General features: G+C 56.5%; 19 protein-coding genes. 17 read left to right on the forward strand and 2 right to left on the reverse strand.

The window, feature by feature from the left end:
• Positions 1–5: 5 nt before the first annotated feature.
• Positions 6–1,274: a hypothetical protein gene (locus AC0JZ1_RS05090; protein WP_471881337.1), complete on the reverse strand. Its 1,269-nt coding sequence runs from the start codon at positions 1,272–1,274 to the stop codon at positions 6–8.
• Between the two features lie 186 nt (positions 1,275–1,460).
• On the opposite strand from AC0JZ1_RS05090, the gene ruvC reads away from it, so the two are divergent.
• The 17 genes from ruvC (at position 1,461) to AC0JZ1_RS05175 (ending at position 17,856) form a co-directional block, all read left to right on the forward strand.
• A complete protein-coding gene (gene ruvC / locus AC0JZ1_RS05095; RefSeq protein WP_471881338.1) occupies positions 1,461–1,970 on the forward strand; it encodes a crossover junction endodeoxyribonuclease RuvC in 510 nt (169 codons plus the stop codon).
• A 69-nt stretch (positions 1,971–2,039) separates the two neighbouring features.
• Entirely contained in the window at positions 2,040–2,657 is a 618-nt protein-coding gene (gene ruvA / locus AC0JZ1_RS05100; RefSeq protein ID WP_471881339.1) for a Holliday junction branch migration protein RuvA, read from the forward strand.
• Positions 2,658–2,754: 97 nt separating this feature from the next.
• Positions 2,755–3,795: a Holliday junction branch migration DNA helicase RuvB gene (ruvB, locus tag AC0JZ1_RS05105; RefSeq protein WP_471881340.1), complete on the forward strand. Its 1,041-nt coding sequence runs from the start codon at positions 2,755–2,757 to the stop codon at positions 3,793–3,795.
• Positions 3,796–3,798: 3 nt separating this feature from the next.
• Positions 3,799–4,704 carry a metallophosphoesterase gene (locus tag AC0JZ1_RS05110; RefSeq protein ID WP_471881341.1) on the forward strand — a complete coding sequence of 302 codons (906 nt, stop codon included), beginning with the start codon at positions 3,799–3,801 and terminating at the stop codon, positions 4,702–4,704.
• A complete protein-coding gene (locus tag AC0JZ1_RS05115; RefSeq protein WP_471881342.1) occupies positions 4,701–5,225 on the forward strand; it encodes an NUDIX hydrolase in 525 nt (174 codons plus the stop codon). The genes AC0JZ1_RS05110 and AC0JZ1_RS05115 overlap by 4 nt, the downstream gene beginning before the upstream one ends.
• 37 nt (positions 5,226–5,262) lie before the next feature.
• Positions 5,263–5,481 (forward strand): hypervirulence associated TUDOR domain-containing protein, encoded by a 219-nt coding sequence (locus AC0JZ1_RS05120; protein WP_471881343.1) that lies wholly within the window; start codon positions 5,263–5,265, stop codon positions 5,479–5,481.
• Between the two features lie 80 nt (positions 5,482–5,561).
• Positions 5,562–6,008: a tol-pal system-associated acyl-CoA thioesterase gene (ybgC, locus tag AC0JZ1_RS05125; RefSeq protein WP_471881344.1), complete on the forward strand. Its 447-nt coding sequence runs from the start codon at positions 5,562–5,564 to the stop codon at positions 6,006–6,008.
• Between the two features lie 230 nt (positions 6,009–6,238).
• Positions 6,239–6,958, forward strand: a complete 720-nt coding sequence (gene tolQ / locus AC0JZ1_RS05130) for a protein TolQ (protein ID WP_471881345.1) — start codon at positions 6,239–6,241, stop codon at positions 6,956–6,958.
• A 30-nt stretch (positions 6,959–6,988) separates the two neighbouring features.
• Positions 6,989–7,447: a protein TolR gene (gene tolR / locus AC0JZ1_RS05135; protein ID WP_471881346.1), complete on the forward strand. Its 459-nt coding sequence runs from the start codon at positions 6,989–6,991 to the stop codon at positions 7,445–7,447.
• 10 nt (positions 7,448–7,457) lie between these two features.
• Complete coding sequence (tolA, locus tag AC0JZ1_RS05140; RefSeq protein WP_471881347.1) at positions 7,458–8,591, forward strand: cell envelope integrity protein TolA; 1,134 nt, start codon at positions 7,458–7,460, stop codon at positions 8,589–8,591.
• A 14-nt stretch (positions 8,592–8,605) separates the two neighbouring features.
• A complete protein-coding gene (gene tolB / locus AC0JZ1_RS05145) occupies positions 8,606–9,913 on the forward strand; it encodes a Tol-Pal system beta propeller repeat protein TolB (protein WP_471881348.1) in 1,308 nt (435 codons plus the stop codon).
• A gap of 164 nt (positions 9,914–10,077) precedes the next feature.
• A complete protein-coding gene (pal, locus tag AC0JZ1_RS05150) occupies positions 10,078–10,617 on the forward strand; it encodes a peptidoglycan-associated lipoprotein Pal (protein ID WP_471881349.1) in 540 nt (179 codons plus the stop codon).
• Positions 10,618–10,821: 204 nt separating this feature from the next.
• Positions 10,822–11,817 carry a tol-pal system protein YbgF gene (gene ybgF, locus AC0JZ1_RS05155; protein WP_471881350.1) on the forward strand — a complete coding sequence of 332 codons (996 nt, stop codon included), beginning with the start codon at positions 10,822–10,824 and terminating at the stop codon, positions 11,815–11,817.
• 2 nt (positions 11,818–11,819) lie between these two features.
• Positions 11,820–13,187 (forward strand): tRNA lysidine(34) synthetase TilS, encoded by a 1,368-nt coding sequence (tilS, locus tag AC0JZ1_RS05160; RefSeq protein ID WP_471881351.1) that lies wholly within the window; start codon positions 11,820–11,822, stop codon positions 13,185–13,187.
• Between the two features lie 102 nt (positions 13,188–13,289).
• On the forward strand, positions 13,290–15,224 hold the full coding sequence (ftsH, locus tag AC0JZ1_RS05165; protein WP_471881352.1) for an ATP-dependent zinc metalloprotease FtsH: 1,935 nt from the start codon (positions 13,290–13,292) through the stop codon (positions 15,222–15,224).
• A gap of 217 nt (positions 15,225–15,441) precedes the next feature.
• Positions 15,442–16,797 (forward strand): phosphoglucosamine mutase, encoded by a 1,356-nt coding sequence (glmM, locus tag AC0JZ1_RS05170; protein ID WP_471881353.1) that lies wholly within the window; start codon positions 15,442–15,444, stop codon positions 16,795–16,797.
• Between the two features lie 210 nt (positions 16,798–17,007).
• Complete coding sequence (locus tag AC0JZ1_RS05175) at positions 17,008–17,856, forward strand: outer membrane protein (RefSeq protein WP_471881354.1); 849 nt, start codon at positions 17,008–17,010, stop codon at positions 17,854–17,856.
• Positions 17,857–17,922: 66 nt separating this feature from the next.
• Here the strand turns inward: AC0JZ1_RS05175 and AC0JZ1_RS05180 are convergent, their stop codons facing one another.
• A complete protein-coding gene (locus tag AC0JZ1_RS05180; RefSeq protein ID WP_471881355.1) occupies positions 17,923–18,522 on the reverse strand; it encodes a DoxX family protein in 600 nt (199 codons plus the stop codon).
• Positions 18,523–18,604: the final 82 nt, after the last annotated feature.

An 18,604-nucleotide genomic window follows, 5' to 3' on the forward strand; every position in this document is an offset into this window, starting at 1 on the left:
ATCGTTCAGGTCACTGAACGCAGGTTCGGGCCATTGGCTGGCGTGCGGCTTGGACCTTCCGGCACGGCAATTCGAAACAGCGAGAGGCGGGTTTCAATGGCGCTGGCATCGCTCATCATGCGGATGATGGCCGTTTCCGTGGCGCCTGCAATGGCGCTGGCGCGACTCATGACCCCTTCGATTTCGCGGGTGGTCGATTGCACAAAGGTGAGGCGCTGAAGCTCAAGATCGCTATTGCGCGCCACACGATCTGCGGGCTCAACGGCATGAGACAAATCCATCGCCAGGAATTTCGCTTCATTGCGCAGTTTGCCGTGAAGCCGTTGCTGCTTATCCAGCGTCAATGCGTTCTGACGGCAGATTTGCATCATGGACCGGGTAAGTGACAGGCACTCGCCGGCCAGCTCTCGCTCAGTGGTGGAAGATGTCCCTGCACCCTGTGCCACGGCGCGTTCTGCCCGGACTGCAAGATCCGCAAGCCGATGGGTCAGGCTATCCAGCTCATCGCGGCATTCCAGTGATTGCCGGCCAGCTTCCGTCAGCTCGCCCACGGCAGTGGTAAGAGCAGCGCTTCGCTCTGCGGCTTCCGTCAGGCGGCGTGCGGTGAGGCTTGCATCTCCGTGGCGCATACGCGCAGCCTTGGTGAGGGCCTCCAGCGCACTCGTCGTCTTGCGAACGGCCCCGAGTGAAGCGTCGAGACGCGCGGCCATGACAGCAAGGTCCGCTTGGGAGGACCGGGCTTGCTGCTTGACGGATTGCGCGTTTCCGCAAGCGGGCGCGATGTTTGCGCCAAGCGACGAGGCAAGCCTGTTGAACTGAACACGCAATCCATCAAAACGCTCAGGGAAGCTGGCGTAGAGAAGCGTTGCGACGTCGCCATTGGCCAGCTTGCGCATGGATTCCTCCAGCCGATGCAGCGGTGAATCCCGCTCTTCGGCCTTCCGGCGCGCAATATCTTCCTGCAGGCTCGATACGATACCGGCCAACTGGCCAAAATCATCGTTTCTGCCAGCAGCAAGATGCTGAAGGGACGCGGAATTGGTTTCCGGATCATGTGCGTGGCGAACAAGCCTGCGCAATGGATCGAGAACCTGTGTTGCGATCATTGCGATCGCGAGACATGCGGCGATAGCCGCGGCGATGCTGAAGCCCAGAATCCGGGGGGAATCCTGCAAAGCCTGAATGGCAATGAGCGAGGTTCCTACCAGGTTGAACGTCACGAGAAGAAGGATGATCTCGATCGGCCTGCGCTTCAAGCGGGTGAACATCTTCATGATGACCTCCAATCTTGGCACTCGCCTGAACTAATGCGATTCGTTGGCGCAAGTTCGGCCCAAGTTGAGGTAAAGGGCCTGTTCGAGAGGACAGCCTTAATACATGGTTAACGCTTATACTGTTTGTTTCTCATTTGTTCGCATTTTGGCTGGCTTCGGGGCAGGTCGCGAGAGTATGGTGAGATCATGACAAACACGATTCGCATTATTGGCATCGATCCGGGCCTGCGTCGCACCGGCTGGGGCGTCATAGATACCATTGGCAACAGCCTGAAATTTGTCGCCTCCGGTACCGTGACGTCAGATGGTGACATGGATCTCGCGTCGCGCCTCTGCCAATTGCATGATGGCTTGGCGGAGGTGGTGCACAGCTACAAGCCTGATGAAGCGGCGGTGGAGCAGACCTTTGTGAACAAGGATGCTGTCGCAACCTTGAAGCTTGGTCAGGCGCGCGGCGTGGTCATGCTGGTTCCGGCTCGTGCAGGCTTGCCGGTGTCGGAATATGCGCCCAATGCCGTGAAGAAAGCCGTGATCGGCGTGGGCCACGGTGAGAAACAGCAGATCCACATGATGCTGAAGATCCTGATGCCCAAGGCCGAGTTCAAGGGCAATGATGCTGCCGATGCGCTTGCGATTGCGATTTGTCATGCGCATCAACGGGCGGGAAATCGAATGAGGCAGGCCTTGGCCGGATAGTTTGTTCTTGACTTGTTCTATGCGCTGCACTTTGTTGCCAGCATTCTTACATTTTAGCGGATTGGCTGCATGATCGGCAAACTCAAAGGTACCATCGACGAGATTGGCGATGATTATATTCTCGTGGATGTTCATGGCGTTTGCTATGTCGCCCATTGCTCGGCGCGAACCCTTTCACGTGTCGGTTCGGTAGGGGAGGCAGTTATCCTCTTCATCGAAACCTATGTGCGGGAAGACCAGCTGAAGCTGTTTGGCTTCATGTCTGCGCGGGAGCGGGAGTGGTTTAACCTGCTGCAAAGCGTGCAGGGCGTAGGTGCGAAAGTGGCATTGGCCGTGCTTTCCACCCTTACGCCCTCAGAGCTTGCCAATGCGATCGCGCTTCAGGATAAGGCGGCGGTGTCTCGCGCACCGGGTGTTGGTCCGAAGGTGGCTGTGCGCATTGTCACGGAACTCAAGAACAAGGCTCCCGCCTTTGCCGGAGAGGCTTCCGCAACCATTGGCTTGAAGCAGGAACTTGGGGAGGGTGTGGCTTCCGCACCTGTGGCCGATGCGGTATCCGCCCTTACAAATCTCGGCTATTCCAGGGATCAGGCGGCCAATGCGGTTGCTGCGGCCATGAAGACTGCGGGCGAGGGAGCAGACAGCGCCAAGCTCATCCGGTTGGGTTTGAAGGAACTGTCCCGCTGACACTCGCGGTGTTTTTGACCTTGTATCCAAGACATGTTTGTTTAGTGCAGCGCCACGAGGGTGCGGCAAGGCCTGAAAATGCGGCACGGATTGAATGATGACTGAACAAAACCGCCTGCTTTCACCGGATAAAAAGGGTGAGGATCTGGATGCCGCGCTTCGGCCGCAGGCACTGGACGAGTTTACCGGACAGGCGGAAGCGCGCGCCAATCTGAAGGTCTTCATCGAAGCCGCGAAAAATCGCGGCGAGGCTCTGGACCATGTGCTGTTCGTCGGTCCGCCTGGTCTTGGTAAAACCACGCTTGCGCAAATCATGGCGAAGGAACTGGGCGTGAACTTCCGCTCCACTTCCGGCCCGGTGATTGCAAAAGCCGGAGATCTCGCAGCGCTTCTCACCAATCTGGAAGAGCGGGACGTTCTCTTTATCGATGAAATCCATCGCCTCAGCCCAGCGGTGGAAGAAATCCTCTATCCAGCCATGGAGGATTTTCAGCTCGATCTGATCATCGGGGAGGGGCCAGCGGCGCGTTCCGTGAAAATTGATCTTGCCAAGTTCACGCTTGTCGCAGCAACCACGCGCCTTGGCCTTTTGACGACCCCTTTGCGGGACCGGTTCGGCATTCCCGTTCGCCTCAATTTTTATACGGTTGATGAACTGGAACTGATTGTTCGGCGCGGAGCTCGCCTGATGAGCCTTGGCATGACGGATGAGGGTGCCCGCGAAATTGCCCGGCGTGCGCGTGGAACACCGCGTATTGCAGGACGTCTGCTGCGGCGCGTCCGTGACTTTGCCGAAGTGGCGCGGGCACAAGCCGTGACCAAGGAATTGGCAGATGAGGCGCTGACCCGTCTGCATGTGGATCATGCGGGCCTTGACCAACTCGATAAGCGCTATCTCAATATGATTGCCGTCAACTTCGGTGGTGGTCCGGTGGGAATCGAGACCATTGCAGCCGGCCTGTCCGAGCCGCGAGACGCGATTGAGGATATCATTGAGCCCTATATGATCCAGCAGGGCTTCATTCAGCGCACGCCCAGGGGACGTGTGTTGACGGTAACGGCGTGGAAACATCTGGGGCTGCAGCCGCCGAAAGATCTTGAGGCTGCGCAGTTTCGCCTGTTCAGCGAAGAGGAATAATAGGTGATCAGCAGGCGCGCTTTGATCAAGATGGCCGCTGCGGGTTTCATCACGGGGATTGGCGCGATCAGCTACCCATTTATTGAAGCCTTCGCGAAGCCTCGGATCACCCGTTACCAGCTGACGCCCGCCCGGTGGACAAGCGGTTTGAAACTCCGGATCGCGGTTATTGCCGATATCCATGCCTGCCGACCCTGGATGGACAGAAAACGCATCACGGGGATCTGCAAACAGGCGCAAACGCTTCATGCGGACCTCATTCTGCTTCTGGGTGATTTTACGCCCGGTATGCACCGTTTTGCGGAGCCCATCCCACCGGCGGATTGGGTTGAGCCCTTGTCCACGTTGCGGGCACCGCTTGGTGTTCATGCTGTGCTTGGAAATCACGACTATTGGTCCGATCGGGATTTTCAGCGTAACCCGACAGTCGAACCCGTTGTTGCAAAACTGCTCAGCCAAGCGGGGATCTCCGTACACATCAATAGTGCCATCAGGCTTTTAAAAAATGGCAACCCTTTCTGGCTTGCCGGGCTGGGCGATCAGATTGCCATCCTCCCGAAGCGGGATCTGGGTGAGACTGAAGGACGCGGGATCGAGGATATGATGGCAATGCTGGCGAATGTCACGGATGATGCGCCAGTCATCATGATGGCGCATGAGCCGGATGTGTTTCTTGAGCCTCATCAACGCATCAGTCTCACGCTCTCCGGCCATACCCATGGTGGGCAGGTGAATCTTTTCGGTTGGCGCCCCGTCAATGCGTCGCGGGGCTCTGAGCTTTATCCGGCGGGTCTGTTTCGCAAGGGAGACGCAGAGTTGATCGTCTCGAAGGGTCTGGGCTGCTCTAGCCTGCCCATGCGGATCGGTTCCTGGCCGGAAATTCTCGATATTGAGCTGGGGACTGCATGACCGGAACACGCATTCGCATCAAGACGAAGCCAAAGCGCACCTTTCAGATGCGAATCGCCGGTTTAGGTTTCCGGAACGGTCATGTGCTGGTGCATCGGGCGGTGCATGAGAGTTTCTGGACGTTCCCCGGCGGCGGTGCAGAAATTGGCGAGACCTCGGAGGAAACACTTCGGCGGGAGATGATGGAGGAGTTGGAGGTTCATGTCAGCGTCGACCGGCTGCTCTGGATGGTCGAGAACTTCTTTCACTATGAGGGACGCGACTGGCACGAGCTTGGGCTCTATTATCTGATGACGATTCCTGAGAGCTTTCCTTTTGCGTCGGACGAGATCGTCCATCGCATTCAGGATGGTGAGAACGTGCTGGAATTTAAATGGGTGCCAGCTACAACCGAAGCCCTGAATGCGCTGGATATTCCGCCCTATTTCATTGCCGGTGAGATTGAAAACCTGCCTGAGGCACCACGTCATCTGATCTGGGATGATCGCAACCTCGATGCCAAGGGAACGCCGCACGCCTGAAGCCGTTGATCTGCAACGATCATCAGGAGACCAAGCCATGAGCAATGTACACAAGGGCGACGAAGTCAGCTGGAAATGGGGCAAGGGCAAAGCGGAAGGCAAGGTCAGCCAAACCTTCGATCACGATGTTGAGCGCAAGATCAAGGGAAAGACCGTGAAACGCAAGGCAGATGAGAAAGAGCCTGCTGTTCTAATCCAGCAAAAGGGGGGCGACCGTGTGCTGAAAAGTGCCTCGGAAGTTCAGAAAAAGAGCTAAGGCTGGTCGCATCGCGACATTGCGAAATGCCGCTTCCTCTGGCAAGAGAGGCGGCATTGACGTCTAGCGGATTGCTTAACATGACCTCCAACACCCCCAACTTTCTTGCCGGAGAGCTGGTCGGCGATACACATCGCCTCGTGCAACGGGTCTATTATGAAGATACGGATTTCTCCGGTCTCGTTTATCATGCCCGCTATCTTCATTTCCTGGAGCGTGGCCGCACGGATTATCTGCGCTGCCTTGGCTGCGAACAAAGCACCCTGATTGGCATTGACGAAGAGGGGCTGGTTTTCGTCGTTCACCGCATGGAGATTGATTTTAAATCACCTGCACGCATGGACGATGTTCTAACAATTCATACCCGGACCGAAAAGGCCGGTGGTGCGAAGATGGTAATTGGCCAGGAGATCCGTCGCGGCGAGACCTTGCTCATTCAGGCCAGGGTGATTATTGCCGTCATCAACCGACAGGGACGCCCTCGAAGGCTGCCCGAAAGCCTTGCGCAATCCTTCACTGGCGTTTGATCGCACAATCGCCGGTAAAATTTTAACACAAGTTTAACCATAATAGAGTCTTACTAACGCTCATAGACTTTGTGCGGTGCACGCCTTCCTTTGACCAAAATTGAAGGCGAGAAGGCCCTTGAACTTCAAGGTACACGGGCATTTCTGCGCATTCGCGCTCGACACTATCAGCGCTTGCGAACCGGCCCGTTTTTACGTGCCGGGCGATTCGATTCAGGGGTATGGGAATAATGGAACACGCTGATCTGGCGGCGGCTGCAAGCTCGGTAAGCCTCCTTTCGCTATTCATGCAGGCTGGCCTGATTGTGAAGCTGGTCATGATCGGATTGATGGGGGCCTCGGTTTGGACCTGGGCCATCGTCATCGATAAATACATGAACTTCACCAAGGCAAAGCGTCATTTCGACCAGTTCGAGCAGGTCTTCTGGTCAGGTCAGTCGCTGGAAGAACTGTATCGCACGCTGGCAGACAGGCAAAATACCGGTCTTGCAGCAATTTTCGTGGCGGCCATGCGCGAGTGGAAGAAGAGCTTCGAGCGCGGTGCACGTTCGCCCATCGGGCTTCAGATGCGCATCGACCGCGCCATGGATGTGACAATTGCCCGTGAAAGCGAGCATTACGAAGCGCGTCTTGCCTCGCTTGCAACGATCGGCTCTGCCGGTCCCTTTATTGGCCTCTTCGGTACGGTTGTTGGTATCATGACCTCGTTCCAGGCCATTGCCGGTTCGAAGTCTACCAACCTTGCGGTGGTTGCTCCGGGTATTGCGGAAGCGCTTCTTGCAACAGCCATCGGTCTCGTGGCCGCTATTCCAGCTGTTATGGCCTACAACAAGTTCATGGGCGATGCAGGCAAGCTTTCCGCTCGGATGGAAGGCTTTGCAGACGAATTTTCTGCCATCCTGTCACGCCAGATCGATGAGAAGCTGCAACCGCGCCAGGCGGCGCAGTAACGGCTCTACCAGTCTCAAGGAGATAACCTCATGGGTATGTCGGCTGGAGGAGCCAAAGGTTCAGGTGGTCGCAGAGGCCGTGGCCGTCGCGGCGGTCGCGGTGGTGCTATCAGCGAAATCAACGTCACGCCACTGGTTGACGTCATGCTCGTGCTGCTCATCATTTTCATGGTGGCAGCGCCAATGATGACCGTCGGTGTGCCGATCGACCTGCCGGAAACGCAGGCCAAGGCCATGAATTCCGATACGCAACCCATCACCGTTTCCGTCAATCCGCAAGGGCAGATCTTTCTACAGGAAACCCCTATCGCGATTGATGAGGTGGTTCCCAAGCTCGAAGCCATCGCTACCACTGGCTATAATGAGCGCATCTATGTGCGCGGCGATACTGCCGCTGCCTATGGTGTCGTCATGAAGGTCATGGCCCGCATTTCTGCAGCCGGTTTCAAGAACATTGGTCTTGTGACGCTGCAGGAACAGGAGAAGTGATTCGTTCACAATGAAGAAGAGTATCGGCACATCGCTGGTTGCGCATACGCTGCTGCTCAGCTGGGCACTGGTTTCGATCAGCGCTCCGGCCTCGTTCGAGGTTGCTCCGGTGGAAGCATTGCCGGTCGACATCGTGCCGGTCGAATCGATCACCCAGATCCAGCAGGGCGATAAAAAGGCCCCCATGAACGACAAGCCTTCGCCGAAAGAGACGAAGAAGCAGAACGTCGTGGAAAATGCTGAAAATGCGGGTGAGAACGATGTGGATTTGAAAAATCCGCCGACGCCGGTGAAGAAGCCCGTGCAGACAGAAACGGCAGCTGCTCCGCCAAAGAATGAAAAGCCGCTGCCAAACCCGTCAAATGAAAACAATAATGTGAAGGACGTCGCGCCAGAAGAGACAGCGCCGAAGCCTGTCGAAACCGCAGCGCTGCCCACACCGAAGCCGGAAATTACGCCGCCTATCCCGAAGCCTGAGCCGCCCAAGCCAGAACAGCAAAAGCCGGAACCTGCCCCGCAGCAAGTGGAGGAAACACCGCTTCCAAGCAGCGTTCCTGTGCCGGAAATGCGTCCACGGCCTGAGCCGCCGAAGGAAACGGCCAAGCCGGTCGAGAAGCCGCAAGAGAAAAAGCAAGAGACGGCCAAGGCTGAAAAGCCGACCGACAAGAAGGTGGCTGATAAAAAGCAGGAGACTGCAAAGTCCACCTCTTCCAAGCAGAGCGATTTCAACGCTGATGATATCGCGGCCTTGCTCAACAAGCAGGAAGCTGCAGGTGGCGGCGCGAAGCGTTCGCAGCAGACGGCATCGCTTGGCGGCAAAAAAACTACGGGTGGCTCATCGCTCAGCCAGAGCGAGATGGATGCTCTCAAAGGTCAGATACAGAACAATTGGTCCGTCATTTCCGGCATCGACGGTGCCAAGGGAATGGTCATTACTGTGACGATGAAGCTGGATGAATCCGGCGCGATCGTTGGCAGGCCGGAAGTGACTTCGACGGGTGGCACCGAGAGCGCCCGCCGCATGCTGGAGGGCAGCGCAATTCGTGCGGTCATGCGTTCCTCTCCGTTCAAGAATCTTCCCGCCGACAAATACGACGCATGGAGCGAAGTTGTCGTGAACTTCGATCCGAGCGAACTGCTTTGAAAGGCTTTGTAACCATGTTGAAACGATCTTTCATCCGCGTCATGCTGGCGCTTGCTGGAATGGCCGTGATGTTTGCCGCGCCCGCTTATGCTCGCGTGGAAATCAACATCAATCGCGGTAATGTCGAGCCGCTTCCTATCGCAATCACCGACTTCATCTCCGGCAATGAGCTGGGTGCGCAGATCTCTGGCGTTATCGCCGCAGACTTGCAGCGCTCCGGTCTGTTTGCGCCGGTTAACAAGGCAGCCTTTATCGAAAAGATTTCCGATCCAAACAAGATGCCACGTTTTGAGGATTGGAAGGCGATCAATGCTCAGGCGCTTGTCACAGGTCGGGTGACCCGCGAAGGCGATGGCCGCTTGCGCGCGGAATTCCGCCTTTGGGATAGTTTTGCCGGCACCCAGATGACGGGCCAGCAGTTCTTCACGCAGCCGGAAAACTGGCGTCGCGTGGCCCATATCATTGCTGATGCGATCTACAAGCAGATCACGGGCGAGAACGGCTACTTCGATACACGTGTCGTGTTCGTGTCCGAAAGCGGCCCGAAAACGGCTCGTCAGCGCCAATTGGCCATCATGGACCAGGACGGCTTCAATGTTCGTATGCTGACCAATGCCAAGGATATCGTTCTGACGCCGCGCTTCTCGCCGAACCGTCAGGAGGTGACCTACATGTCCTTCGAAGGTCAGCAGCCGCGCGTGTATCTGTTGCAGCTGGAGACCGGACAGCGTGAAGTGGTGGGCAACTTCCCGGGTATGACCTTCTCGCCGCGCTTTTCGCCGGATGGGCAGAAGGTCATCATGAGCCTTCAGCAGGATGGCAACTCCAACATCTACACCATGGACCTGCGTTCGCGTACGACAACTCGCCTCACCAATACGGCAGCCATTGATACGTCGCCGTCTTATTCACCGGATGGCGGAAAGATCGTGTTTGAAAGTGACCGTGGCGGTCGCCAGCAGCTCTACGTTATGGGTGCCGACGGCTCTGGCCAGACACGTATCTCTTTCGGCGACGGCTCCTACTCGACGCCCGTTTGGTCGCCTCGTGGAGATCTGATTGCCTTTACCAAGCAGTCCGGCGGCAAATTTTCCATCGGTGTGATGAAGCCGGATGGTTCGGGTGAGCGTATCCTGACCACAGGCTTCCACAATGAAGGCCCGACATGGGCACCGAATGGCCGCGTGCTGATGTTCTTCCGCCAGAATGCGGGTGCAGGCGGTCCGCAGCTCTATTCCATCGATCTTACGGGTTATAACGAACAGCAGGTCAAAACACCGGCTTTCGCATCCGACCCGGCTTGGTCGCCGCTTCTCGAATAGTGACGTGATTATGACAGTCCGTGCCACGTTCCTGCCGCATTATGCTGAAAATGCGGAAGGAACTGGTCCGGTAGGGGATTGTTAACCATAACCGTTGGCAAGGCATTAACCGAGAACGGTTAGACTCTGGCAACGATGAAATTCTGATCAAGGAGAGACCGGCTATGAGCCGCACCCATACCCCGGCAATGAGCCGCATGCAGAACCTCGCTCGTAATCCTGCTGTTATTGCCCTGACTTTGGCTTTGGCACTCGCTGGTTGCGCCAACAAGAAGAACCTGCCCAACAGCGCCGGTGAACTTGGTCTTGGCGCCGGTGGCGCTGGTGCGGCAACACCGGGCTCTAGCCAGGACTTCACGGTCAATGTTGGCGACCGCATCTTCTTCGACACCGATTCCACGTCGATCCGCGCTGATGCGCAGCAGACGCTTGATCGTCAGGCTCAGTGGCTACAGCGCTACCCGCGCTACGCGATCACTGTTGAAGGCCATGCCGACGAACGCGGCACACGCGAATACAACCTTGCACTTGGCGCACGCCGTGCTGCTGCAACGCGTGACTACCTCGTATCGCGCGGTGTACCTGCAAACCGTATGAAGACCATCTCCTACGGCAAAGAACGTCCGGTCGCAGTTTGCGATGACATCTCCTGCTGGTCGCAGAACCGTCGCGCTGTTACCGTTCTCGGCGGCGCCGGAATGTAATCGCTTCGCCTGATGGTGAATGAACAGGGCGGTTGCTTGGCGAAACTGGTTCAGTTTCTATCCACGCACCGCCTTTTTCGTTTCTCCATAGTTTGGCCGAAGTTGCACGCTCTCTTGCAACTTAACAGTTGCCATTGCCTGTAATTGAAAACTCTCATGAAGCGCCACACGAATGCGCACTTCACGACAAGCAGGACGGACATCATGAAGAAACTTGTTCTGGCAGCGATGCTAGGGCTTGCGGCTACCACGAGCCACGCGAGCGCATTTTCGCTCGGCAATATTTTTGAAGGAAAGCCAGCGCGCCAGCAGCCAGTGGCACAACAGCGCCAGCCGGTTATCCTGGCTCAAAGCTCGGGCGAATCCGTTCGCATCCAGCAGTTGGAAGAGACGATCCGCCAGTTGAATGGCCGTGTCGAAGAAATGAGCTTCCAGCTTTTGCAGATGCAGGAGCAGATGCGCAAGACGCAGGAAGACAATGAATTCCGCTTCCAGGAGATGGAAAAAAGCTCCGGTGGCGGATCTTCTGCACCTTCAGTTGCTGCCGCTCCGGCAGCCGGCTCAAAAAAAAACGATGAAATTGCCACAATCATCGACGAACCAGGCGCTTCGGCGGGGGTAAACAGCTCCGCCGGTGCCAATCCCTCCGCGTCATCCACGACTGCGCCAGGGGCAACAACGCTGGGTTCTCTTGAGGTTGATCCGAGCGGTCGTCCACTCGGTGCGAAAGCAAACCCGAATGCGCGCAATTCTTCTGCCCTGCCGGGCGTCGATACGGGCACCTCGTCGCAGAAGACTCAGCAAACTGCATCGCTTGGTACGGAAAGCGATAGCTACCGCGCCGCCTATAACCACATCCTTTCCGGCGACTACAAAACCGCCGAAACCGAATTCACCTCCTATCTGCAAAGCTACCCGAAGAGTGCGCGCGCAGCCGACGCGAGCTTCTGGCTGGGTGAGGCACAGTATTCGCAAGCCAAGTATAATGAGGCTGCCAAGACCTTCCTCAACGCGCATCAGACCTATAGCACCTCGCCAAAGGCACCTGAAATGCTGCTGAAACTCGGGATGTCGCTTGCCGCCCTCGACAATCGCGAGACAGCCTGTGCAACACTGCGCGAAGTGCCGAAGCGCTATCCTTCCGCATCCAAGCCGGTGACTGCAAAAGTATCGAGTGAGTTGAAGCGGCTGAGCTGTTGAACTTGAGTTCCAACGGCGTCGATGCGCCTGCCAGGCTGCTTTCTCCGGTCGAGGCGATTGACCGTCTCCTGGAGCAGTTGAGAAAGCCTGCGCGTCTTCTTGTGGCGATTTCTGGCGGCAGTGATTCAACCGGCCTTTTATTGGCGCTGCATGAGCGTGTCCGACTGCACTTCCCTGATCAAATCCAGCTCTCTGCTGCCACTGTTGATCACGGTCTTCGCCCCGAAGCGCGACAAGAGGCAGAAGAGGTTTCGGCCCTTTGCCAACGCTATTCGATCGACCACACGATTCTCTCCTGGGTGGGTGAAAAGCCAAAGACTGGTATTGCCGCTGCCGCGCGTACCGCTCGATATCAATTACTGACGGATTTGGCAGATAGACTGGGTGCTGACGCGCTCCTCACCGGCCATACTCTGGACGATCAGCTTGAAACCGTAGCCATGCGCCAAGCCCGTGGCGCGACAGCCGAAGCGGGGCAGGGCACCTTTCGATCTGGCGATGCTGGCATGGCATCATCGGTGCTTCTTCACCAGAAAATCTGGATGGTGCGGCCATTTCTTCAAACACGTCGCCAGCCTATAAGGGCATTTCTGCAGGAGCTTGGTGAAGGTTGGACTGACGACCCCTCGAATGAAAACCGCGCTTCCGAACGAGTCCGCACGCGTCTGCAACTGTCAGGCATGGGAGATGACGAGGCCATTCATCGCATGGGGCTGATGACAGCTGCACAGGCTGAGCGCGAAAGATTGGCTCAATCGGCAGCCGAGTGGCTGTCTAGAAATCTTAACCTGCAGCATCAGCTCGTCGCTCATTTGCCCGTGGACTGGGAAACCGTTGAGCCTGACGTTCTGCAGGTTGCTCTGTCTTCCTTGATTGCGGTTATGGGCGGGCGCGAGCACGGTCCGCCTCCTGTAGCACTGGGACAGATTGTCGCTCGTATCAGGCATCATGAGCGGTTTTGTTACACGCTTGGGCGCGTGTTGCTCACCGCAAAAAAGCAAGGACTTTATTTGGTGCGCGAGACGAGGAGCTTTGGAAAACTCCTGTTGGACACCGGAGAGACGACCCTTTGGGACGGTCGTTTTATGCTATCCGCAAACAAATCTGTGAACACCCGTGAAGATGTACTGACCAAGGGTGCCTTCAATCATTTTCCCCCCGCCGTCGCGGAGGCGGCATGGCAGGCTTCGTGGCAGTTTCACAGCGTCTCTACCGGCAATATCATAGCGGTGTCGGCTCATCCAATCCTTCGGCCTTGGATGGAATTTCTTCCTGTATTTGACCTCGCAATTGCCAATTCTATTGCTCATGCGATGGGTTTGGCTCGATTTAAGCCATCTCCACTTAACGCTTTGCGCTCAAAAACATGATCTGCCGTGCCACTCGCCTTGGCAAGGGCCTTCGGGGAACCTATGTTAAGGACCAAGAAAGGCGGCTCGCGTAAAGCGGGCTGTCAATGTCCGGGGAGTTCGATGAACCCAAACTTTCGTAATTTCGCCCTTTGGGCGATTATAGCTTTGCTGCTGATCGCTCTGTTCAGCATGTTCCAGACTGCGCCCACGCAGACGAATTCTCGCGAGGTTCCGTACTCGCAGTTTCTGCGCGATGTGGATTCAGGCCGCGTGCGCGATGTTGTTGTCACCGGTAATCGCGTGGTTGGAACGTATACAGAGGGCGGCACAGGCTTTCAGACCTATTCGCCAGTTGTCGATGACACGCTGATCGAGCGCCTTCAGTCGAAGAACGTTACCATCGTAGCGCGCCCCGAGTCCGATGGTTCGTCCGGCTTCCTCAGCTATATCGGCACGCTTCTTCCCATGCTGCTGATCCTCGGTGTCTGGTTGTTCTTCATGCGCCAGATGCAGGGTGGTTCCCGCGGTGCCATGGGCTTTGGCAAATCAAAGGCCAAGCTTTTGACGGAAGCGCATGGGCGCGTGACGTTTGAAGACGTGGCTGGCGTCGATGAGGCGAAGTCCGATCTGGAAGAGATCGTGGAATTCCTGCGTGACCCGCAGAAGTTTCAGCGTCTCGGCGGTCGCATTCCGCGCGGCGTACTTCTGGTCGGTCCTCCCGGTACGGGTAAGACGCTTCTGGCACGCGCCATTGCTGGCGAAGCCAACGTCCCATTCTTCACCATTTCCGGTTCTGACTTCGTCGAAATGTTCGTCGGTGTTGGCGCAAGCCGCGTGCGCGACATGTTCGATCAGGCGAAGAAAAACGCGCCTTGCATCATCTTCATCGATGAAATCGATGCCGTCGGCCGCCATCGCGGTGCCGGTCTGGGCGGCGGTAACGATGAGCGTGAGCAGACGTTGAACCAGTTGCTCGTTGAAATGGACGGCTTCGAGGCGAACGAAGGCATTATCCTGATCGCCGCGACGAACCGCCCGGACGTGCTTGACCCAGCTCTTCTGCGTCCAGGCCGTTTCGACCGTCAGGTCGTTGTTCCGAACCCAGATATCGTCGGTCGCGAGCGCATTCTGAAGGTGCATGCCCGCAATGTACCGCTGGCCCCGAATGTCGATTTGAAGACCCTTGCTCGTGGTACGCCTGGATTCTCCGGTGCGGACCTGATGAACCTGGTCAACGAAGCAGCCTTGATGGCGGCACGCCGCAATAAGCGTCTTGTCACCATGCAGGAGTTCGAAGACGCCAAAGACAAGATCATGATGGGTGCGGAGCGCCGTTCTTCCGCCATGACCGAGGCGGAAAAGAAGCTCACTGCCTATCACGAAGCTGGCCATGCGATTACTGCCCTGAACGTGCCGGTGGCGGACCCGCTGCATAAGGCAACAATCATTCCGCGCGGTCGTGCACTCGGCATGGTTATGCAGTTGCCGGAAGGTGACCGCTATTCCATGAGTTACAAGTGGATGGTGTCGCGTCTGGTTATCATGATGGGCGGACGTGTTGCGGAAGAGCTGACCTTCGGCAAGGAAAACATCACCTCTGGTGCATCTTCCGATATCGAGCAGGCCACCAAGCTTGCCCGCGCCATGGTAACGCAGTGGGGTTTCTCGGATATTCTTGGGCAGGTTGCCTACGGTGAAAACCAGCAGGAGGTCTTCCTCGGGCATTCGGTTTCGCAGAGCAAGAACGTTTCTGAAGCAACGGCTCAGAAGATCGACAACGAAGTTCGTCGCTTGATCGATGAAGCCTATACGGAAGCGCGCCGCATTCTCACAGACAAGCACGACGAGTTCGTCACGCTTGCGGAGGGTCTCCTCGAATATGAGACCCTGTCCGGCGAGGAGATCAAGGCGCTCATTCGCGGCGAAAAACCTGCCCGTGATATGGGCGATGACACGCCATCTGCACGTGGCTCCGCTGTGCCAAAGGCAGGTTCCAAAAAGGATGAGCCGAAGGATGGTGAAGCGGAAGGTGGCCTGGAGCCGCAACCGCACTAATCCTCCAACATTGTTTGGATGCAAAGGGTCGCCATCGGGCGGCCCTTTTTCATGGGGATTTGGTAACGCTATATAATCAACTTTCGCGGTATTTTACGTGTCTTGCTTGTGAAACTATGCCAAGAGCAAGATCTCAGCCGTGCGCGTGTTCGCTTTGCAGGCTGGTTCTCATTATATTGATGTGCCCGTGCGCATCCGGGCTACCCAAGGAGCATTCATGACACGCCGTTACTTTGGCACCGATGGTATTCGTGGTCAGTCCAACGTTTTCCCGATGACGCCAGATCTTGCGATGCGGGTGGGCATTGCGGTTGGTACCATTTTTCGTCGGGGTCATCACCGTCACCGCGTGGTCATTGGCAAGGATACGCGTCTTTCCGGCTACATGCTGGAGAATGCGCTGGTTGCAGGTTTTACCGCAGCAGGGCTCGATGTTTTCCTGCTTGGCCCAATCCCTACACCTGCCGTCGCAATGCTGACGCGCTCATTGCGCGCTGATATCGGCGTGATGATTTCGGCTTCCCACAATCCGTTCCAGGATAATGGTATCAAGCTGTTTGGCCCGGATGGTTATAAGCTGTCCGATGAGCTCGAGCAGCAGATCGAAGAATTGCTTGAAAAGGATATCTATTCACAGCTTGCCAAGCCGAATGAAATCGGCCGGGCCAAGCGCGTGGATGGCGATATCTATCGCTACATCGAATTCGTGAAGCGGACATTGCCGCGTGACGTGACGCTCGAAGGTATGCGGATCGCTATCGATTGCGCCAATGGTGCGGCCTATAAGGTCGCGCCTACGGCTCTTTGGGAATTGGGCGCGGATGTCGTCACGATCGGCAACACCCCGAACGGAACGAACATCAATCTCGATTGCGGTTCGACCAGCCCAGATGCCTTGCGCAAGAAGGTTCATGAAGTACGGGCTGATATCGGCATTGCGCTGGACGGCGATGCGGATCGCGTCATCATCGTGGATGAAAACGGCCAGATCATCGATGGCGACCAGTTGATGGCCGTCATTGCCGAAAGCTGGCTGGAGGATGAGAAGCTGCGCGGCAACGGAATTGTCGCGACGGTCATGTCCAATCTTGGGCTGGAGCGCTTCCTGAAGAAGAAGGGGCTCGGTCTTGCGCGCACCAAGGTGGGTGACCGCTATGTGGTTGAACACATGCGCCAGCACGGTTTCAACGTGGGTGGCGAACAGTCCGGTCATATTGTTATGTCTGACTTTGGCACAACAGGTGATGGGCTTGTGGCAGCACTGCAGGTGCTCTCTCGCGTGAAACGAACCGGCCAGCCGGTGAGTGAAGTGTGCCGTCGGTTTGAGCCAGTGCCGCAACTCTTGAAGAACGTTCGTTTCTCTGGCGGCAAGCCGCTGGAAGATCCTGTTGTTATTCAAGCCATTGAGAGCGCTGAAGCTGAACTGGGCAAGAAAGGACGTCTTGTTATTCGTCCATCCGGTACCGAACCGCTTATTCGCGTTATGGCGGAAGGTGACGATCGAGCCCAGGTCGAACGCATTGTGGGTGAGCTGGTAAGCGTCATCGGTAATGTTCGAAGTGCTGCAGCCTAAACGTCATCAGCTTCATCCAATACTCAAGCCTGCACTTCGGTGCAGGCTTTTTTAATACGCGTAAATATTAATATTAAGAACAGTTATCGCTTTTTGTTAGGGGGATATTAGCCTTAATGGCTCCTTAACCTTTATCGTTAATGATCCTCTCCAGTGTAATCGTCCTCGCCGCCTGTGCGTCGCAAGGAGCTTGAACCTGGAGTTCACGAAATGAGGAATACCCTGATCGGCGCTTTGGCACTCGCCTTGTTGGCGGGGGCGGCGCATTCGGCAGATCTTTACCAGCCACAGCCAGAACAGGTGCCGCTCGATGCGCCGGAAGTGACCGTTCAGCAGTCCTCCAGTGGATGGTATCTGCGTGGCGATGTCGGCTATGGTTTCAACAAGCTGCGCGGCGCTAATTTTTATCAGGGTAATGATACCAGCCAGCGGGTTGATTTCGCATCTTCCGGTCTCCGCGATGCATTCACCGTGGGTGCGGGCGTTGGCTATCAGGTCAACAACTACCTGCGCACCGACCTGACATTCGATTATCTCTCCAAGAGCAAATTCAATGGCTCCACAGTGGGTGGCGGCGCGCCGTTTGGCGCTTGCGTCGGCCCCTGCACATCCAGCGACATTGCCAATATGAAAGCCTATAGCCTTCTGGCCAACGCCTATGTCGATCTCGGTACCTATGGCTATGTCACGCCTTATGTCGGCGCCGGTCTCGGCGGCACCTATGTGAAGTGGGACAAGCTTCGCAACACCTCTTGCGCCGATGACGGCAGCGGTTGCGATGACACGGTCGAACATGGCGGCAAGGGCAGCTGGCGCTTTACCTATGCGCTGATGGCCGGTGCAACGATCGATGTGACCTGCAACATCAAGGCTGATGTTGGCTATCGTTACCGCCATATTGAAGGTGGTGACATGTTTGGCTGGGCCCAGAATGGTGGTCCCGGCTTCGACAAGGGCATCAACGTCCACGAAGCTCGTGTTGGCGCGCGTTACCTTTTCGGCGGCTGCCAGGCCCCCTACGTGCCGGAAGAGCCAGCACAGCCAATCGTCTACAAGTAAACGTCAGAACGCACTGAAAATCAAAAGGTCGCCCCGCAAGGAGCGGCCTTTCTGTTTTAATCCAGGTTAGAATTCCCGCTTGAGCAGGTTTTTATCAATCGACCAGTATCCGCCGCCAAACGCTGCGTAGAAGAAGGCGCCGCCGCACCAGAAAAGCGATGCCAGTTCGGCCTTGGTCTGTACCTGTTCCAGGAACTTAGTACCGCCATCCGCAAGCCGCTTGACACCATTGGGTGTGAAGAGATCGCTGCCGGAGGCGAGGGCTGCGATGCCGTTGTCAGTCAGCAATGTGTGGCCATAGGGAAAGGCAAAGTGGAACCATAATGTGATGGCAAGCATCACCGCATTGGCCAAGGCAATCGGTCGGGTGAGCAGTCCAATTGCAATCATGGCTCCGCCGAAAAACTGCATGGCCGCGAGAACCGGCGACCAGACCCAGCCCGGATAAAAGCCGAGATTTTCCACAAAGCCCACTTGCGCCATCGGCGCCATGATTTTTGGGTAGCCTTCAACCATCAACATGCCGCCAATGGCGACACGAAAGGCCGTCCAGGCGAAGGGTTGCGCAAACTTTTCGTAAAAAACGGAAAGCGCTGGAAGAAAGTATCGGCTCTGGTTTTTGGCAGGCTGCGCAGGTGAGGGGCTATAAAGTGTTTCAATGGTCATGGTCGTGCCTCGATTGGGCTGGTTGCTGTGCTGACAGCCGTTGAATGAATGGGCGCTTCCTCCCTCGCGCCTACTTCCTCTT

Source organism: Affinirhizobium capsici (genome assembly GCF_977018625.1).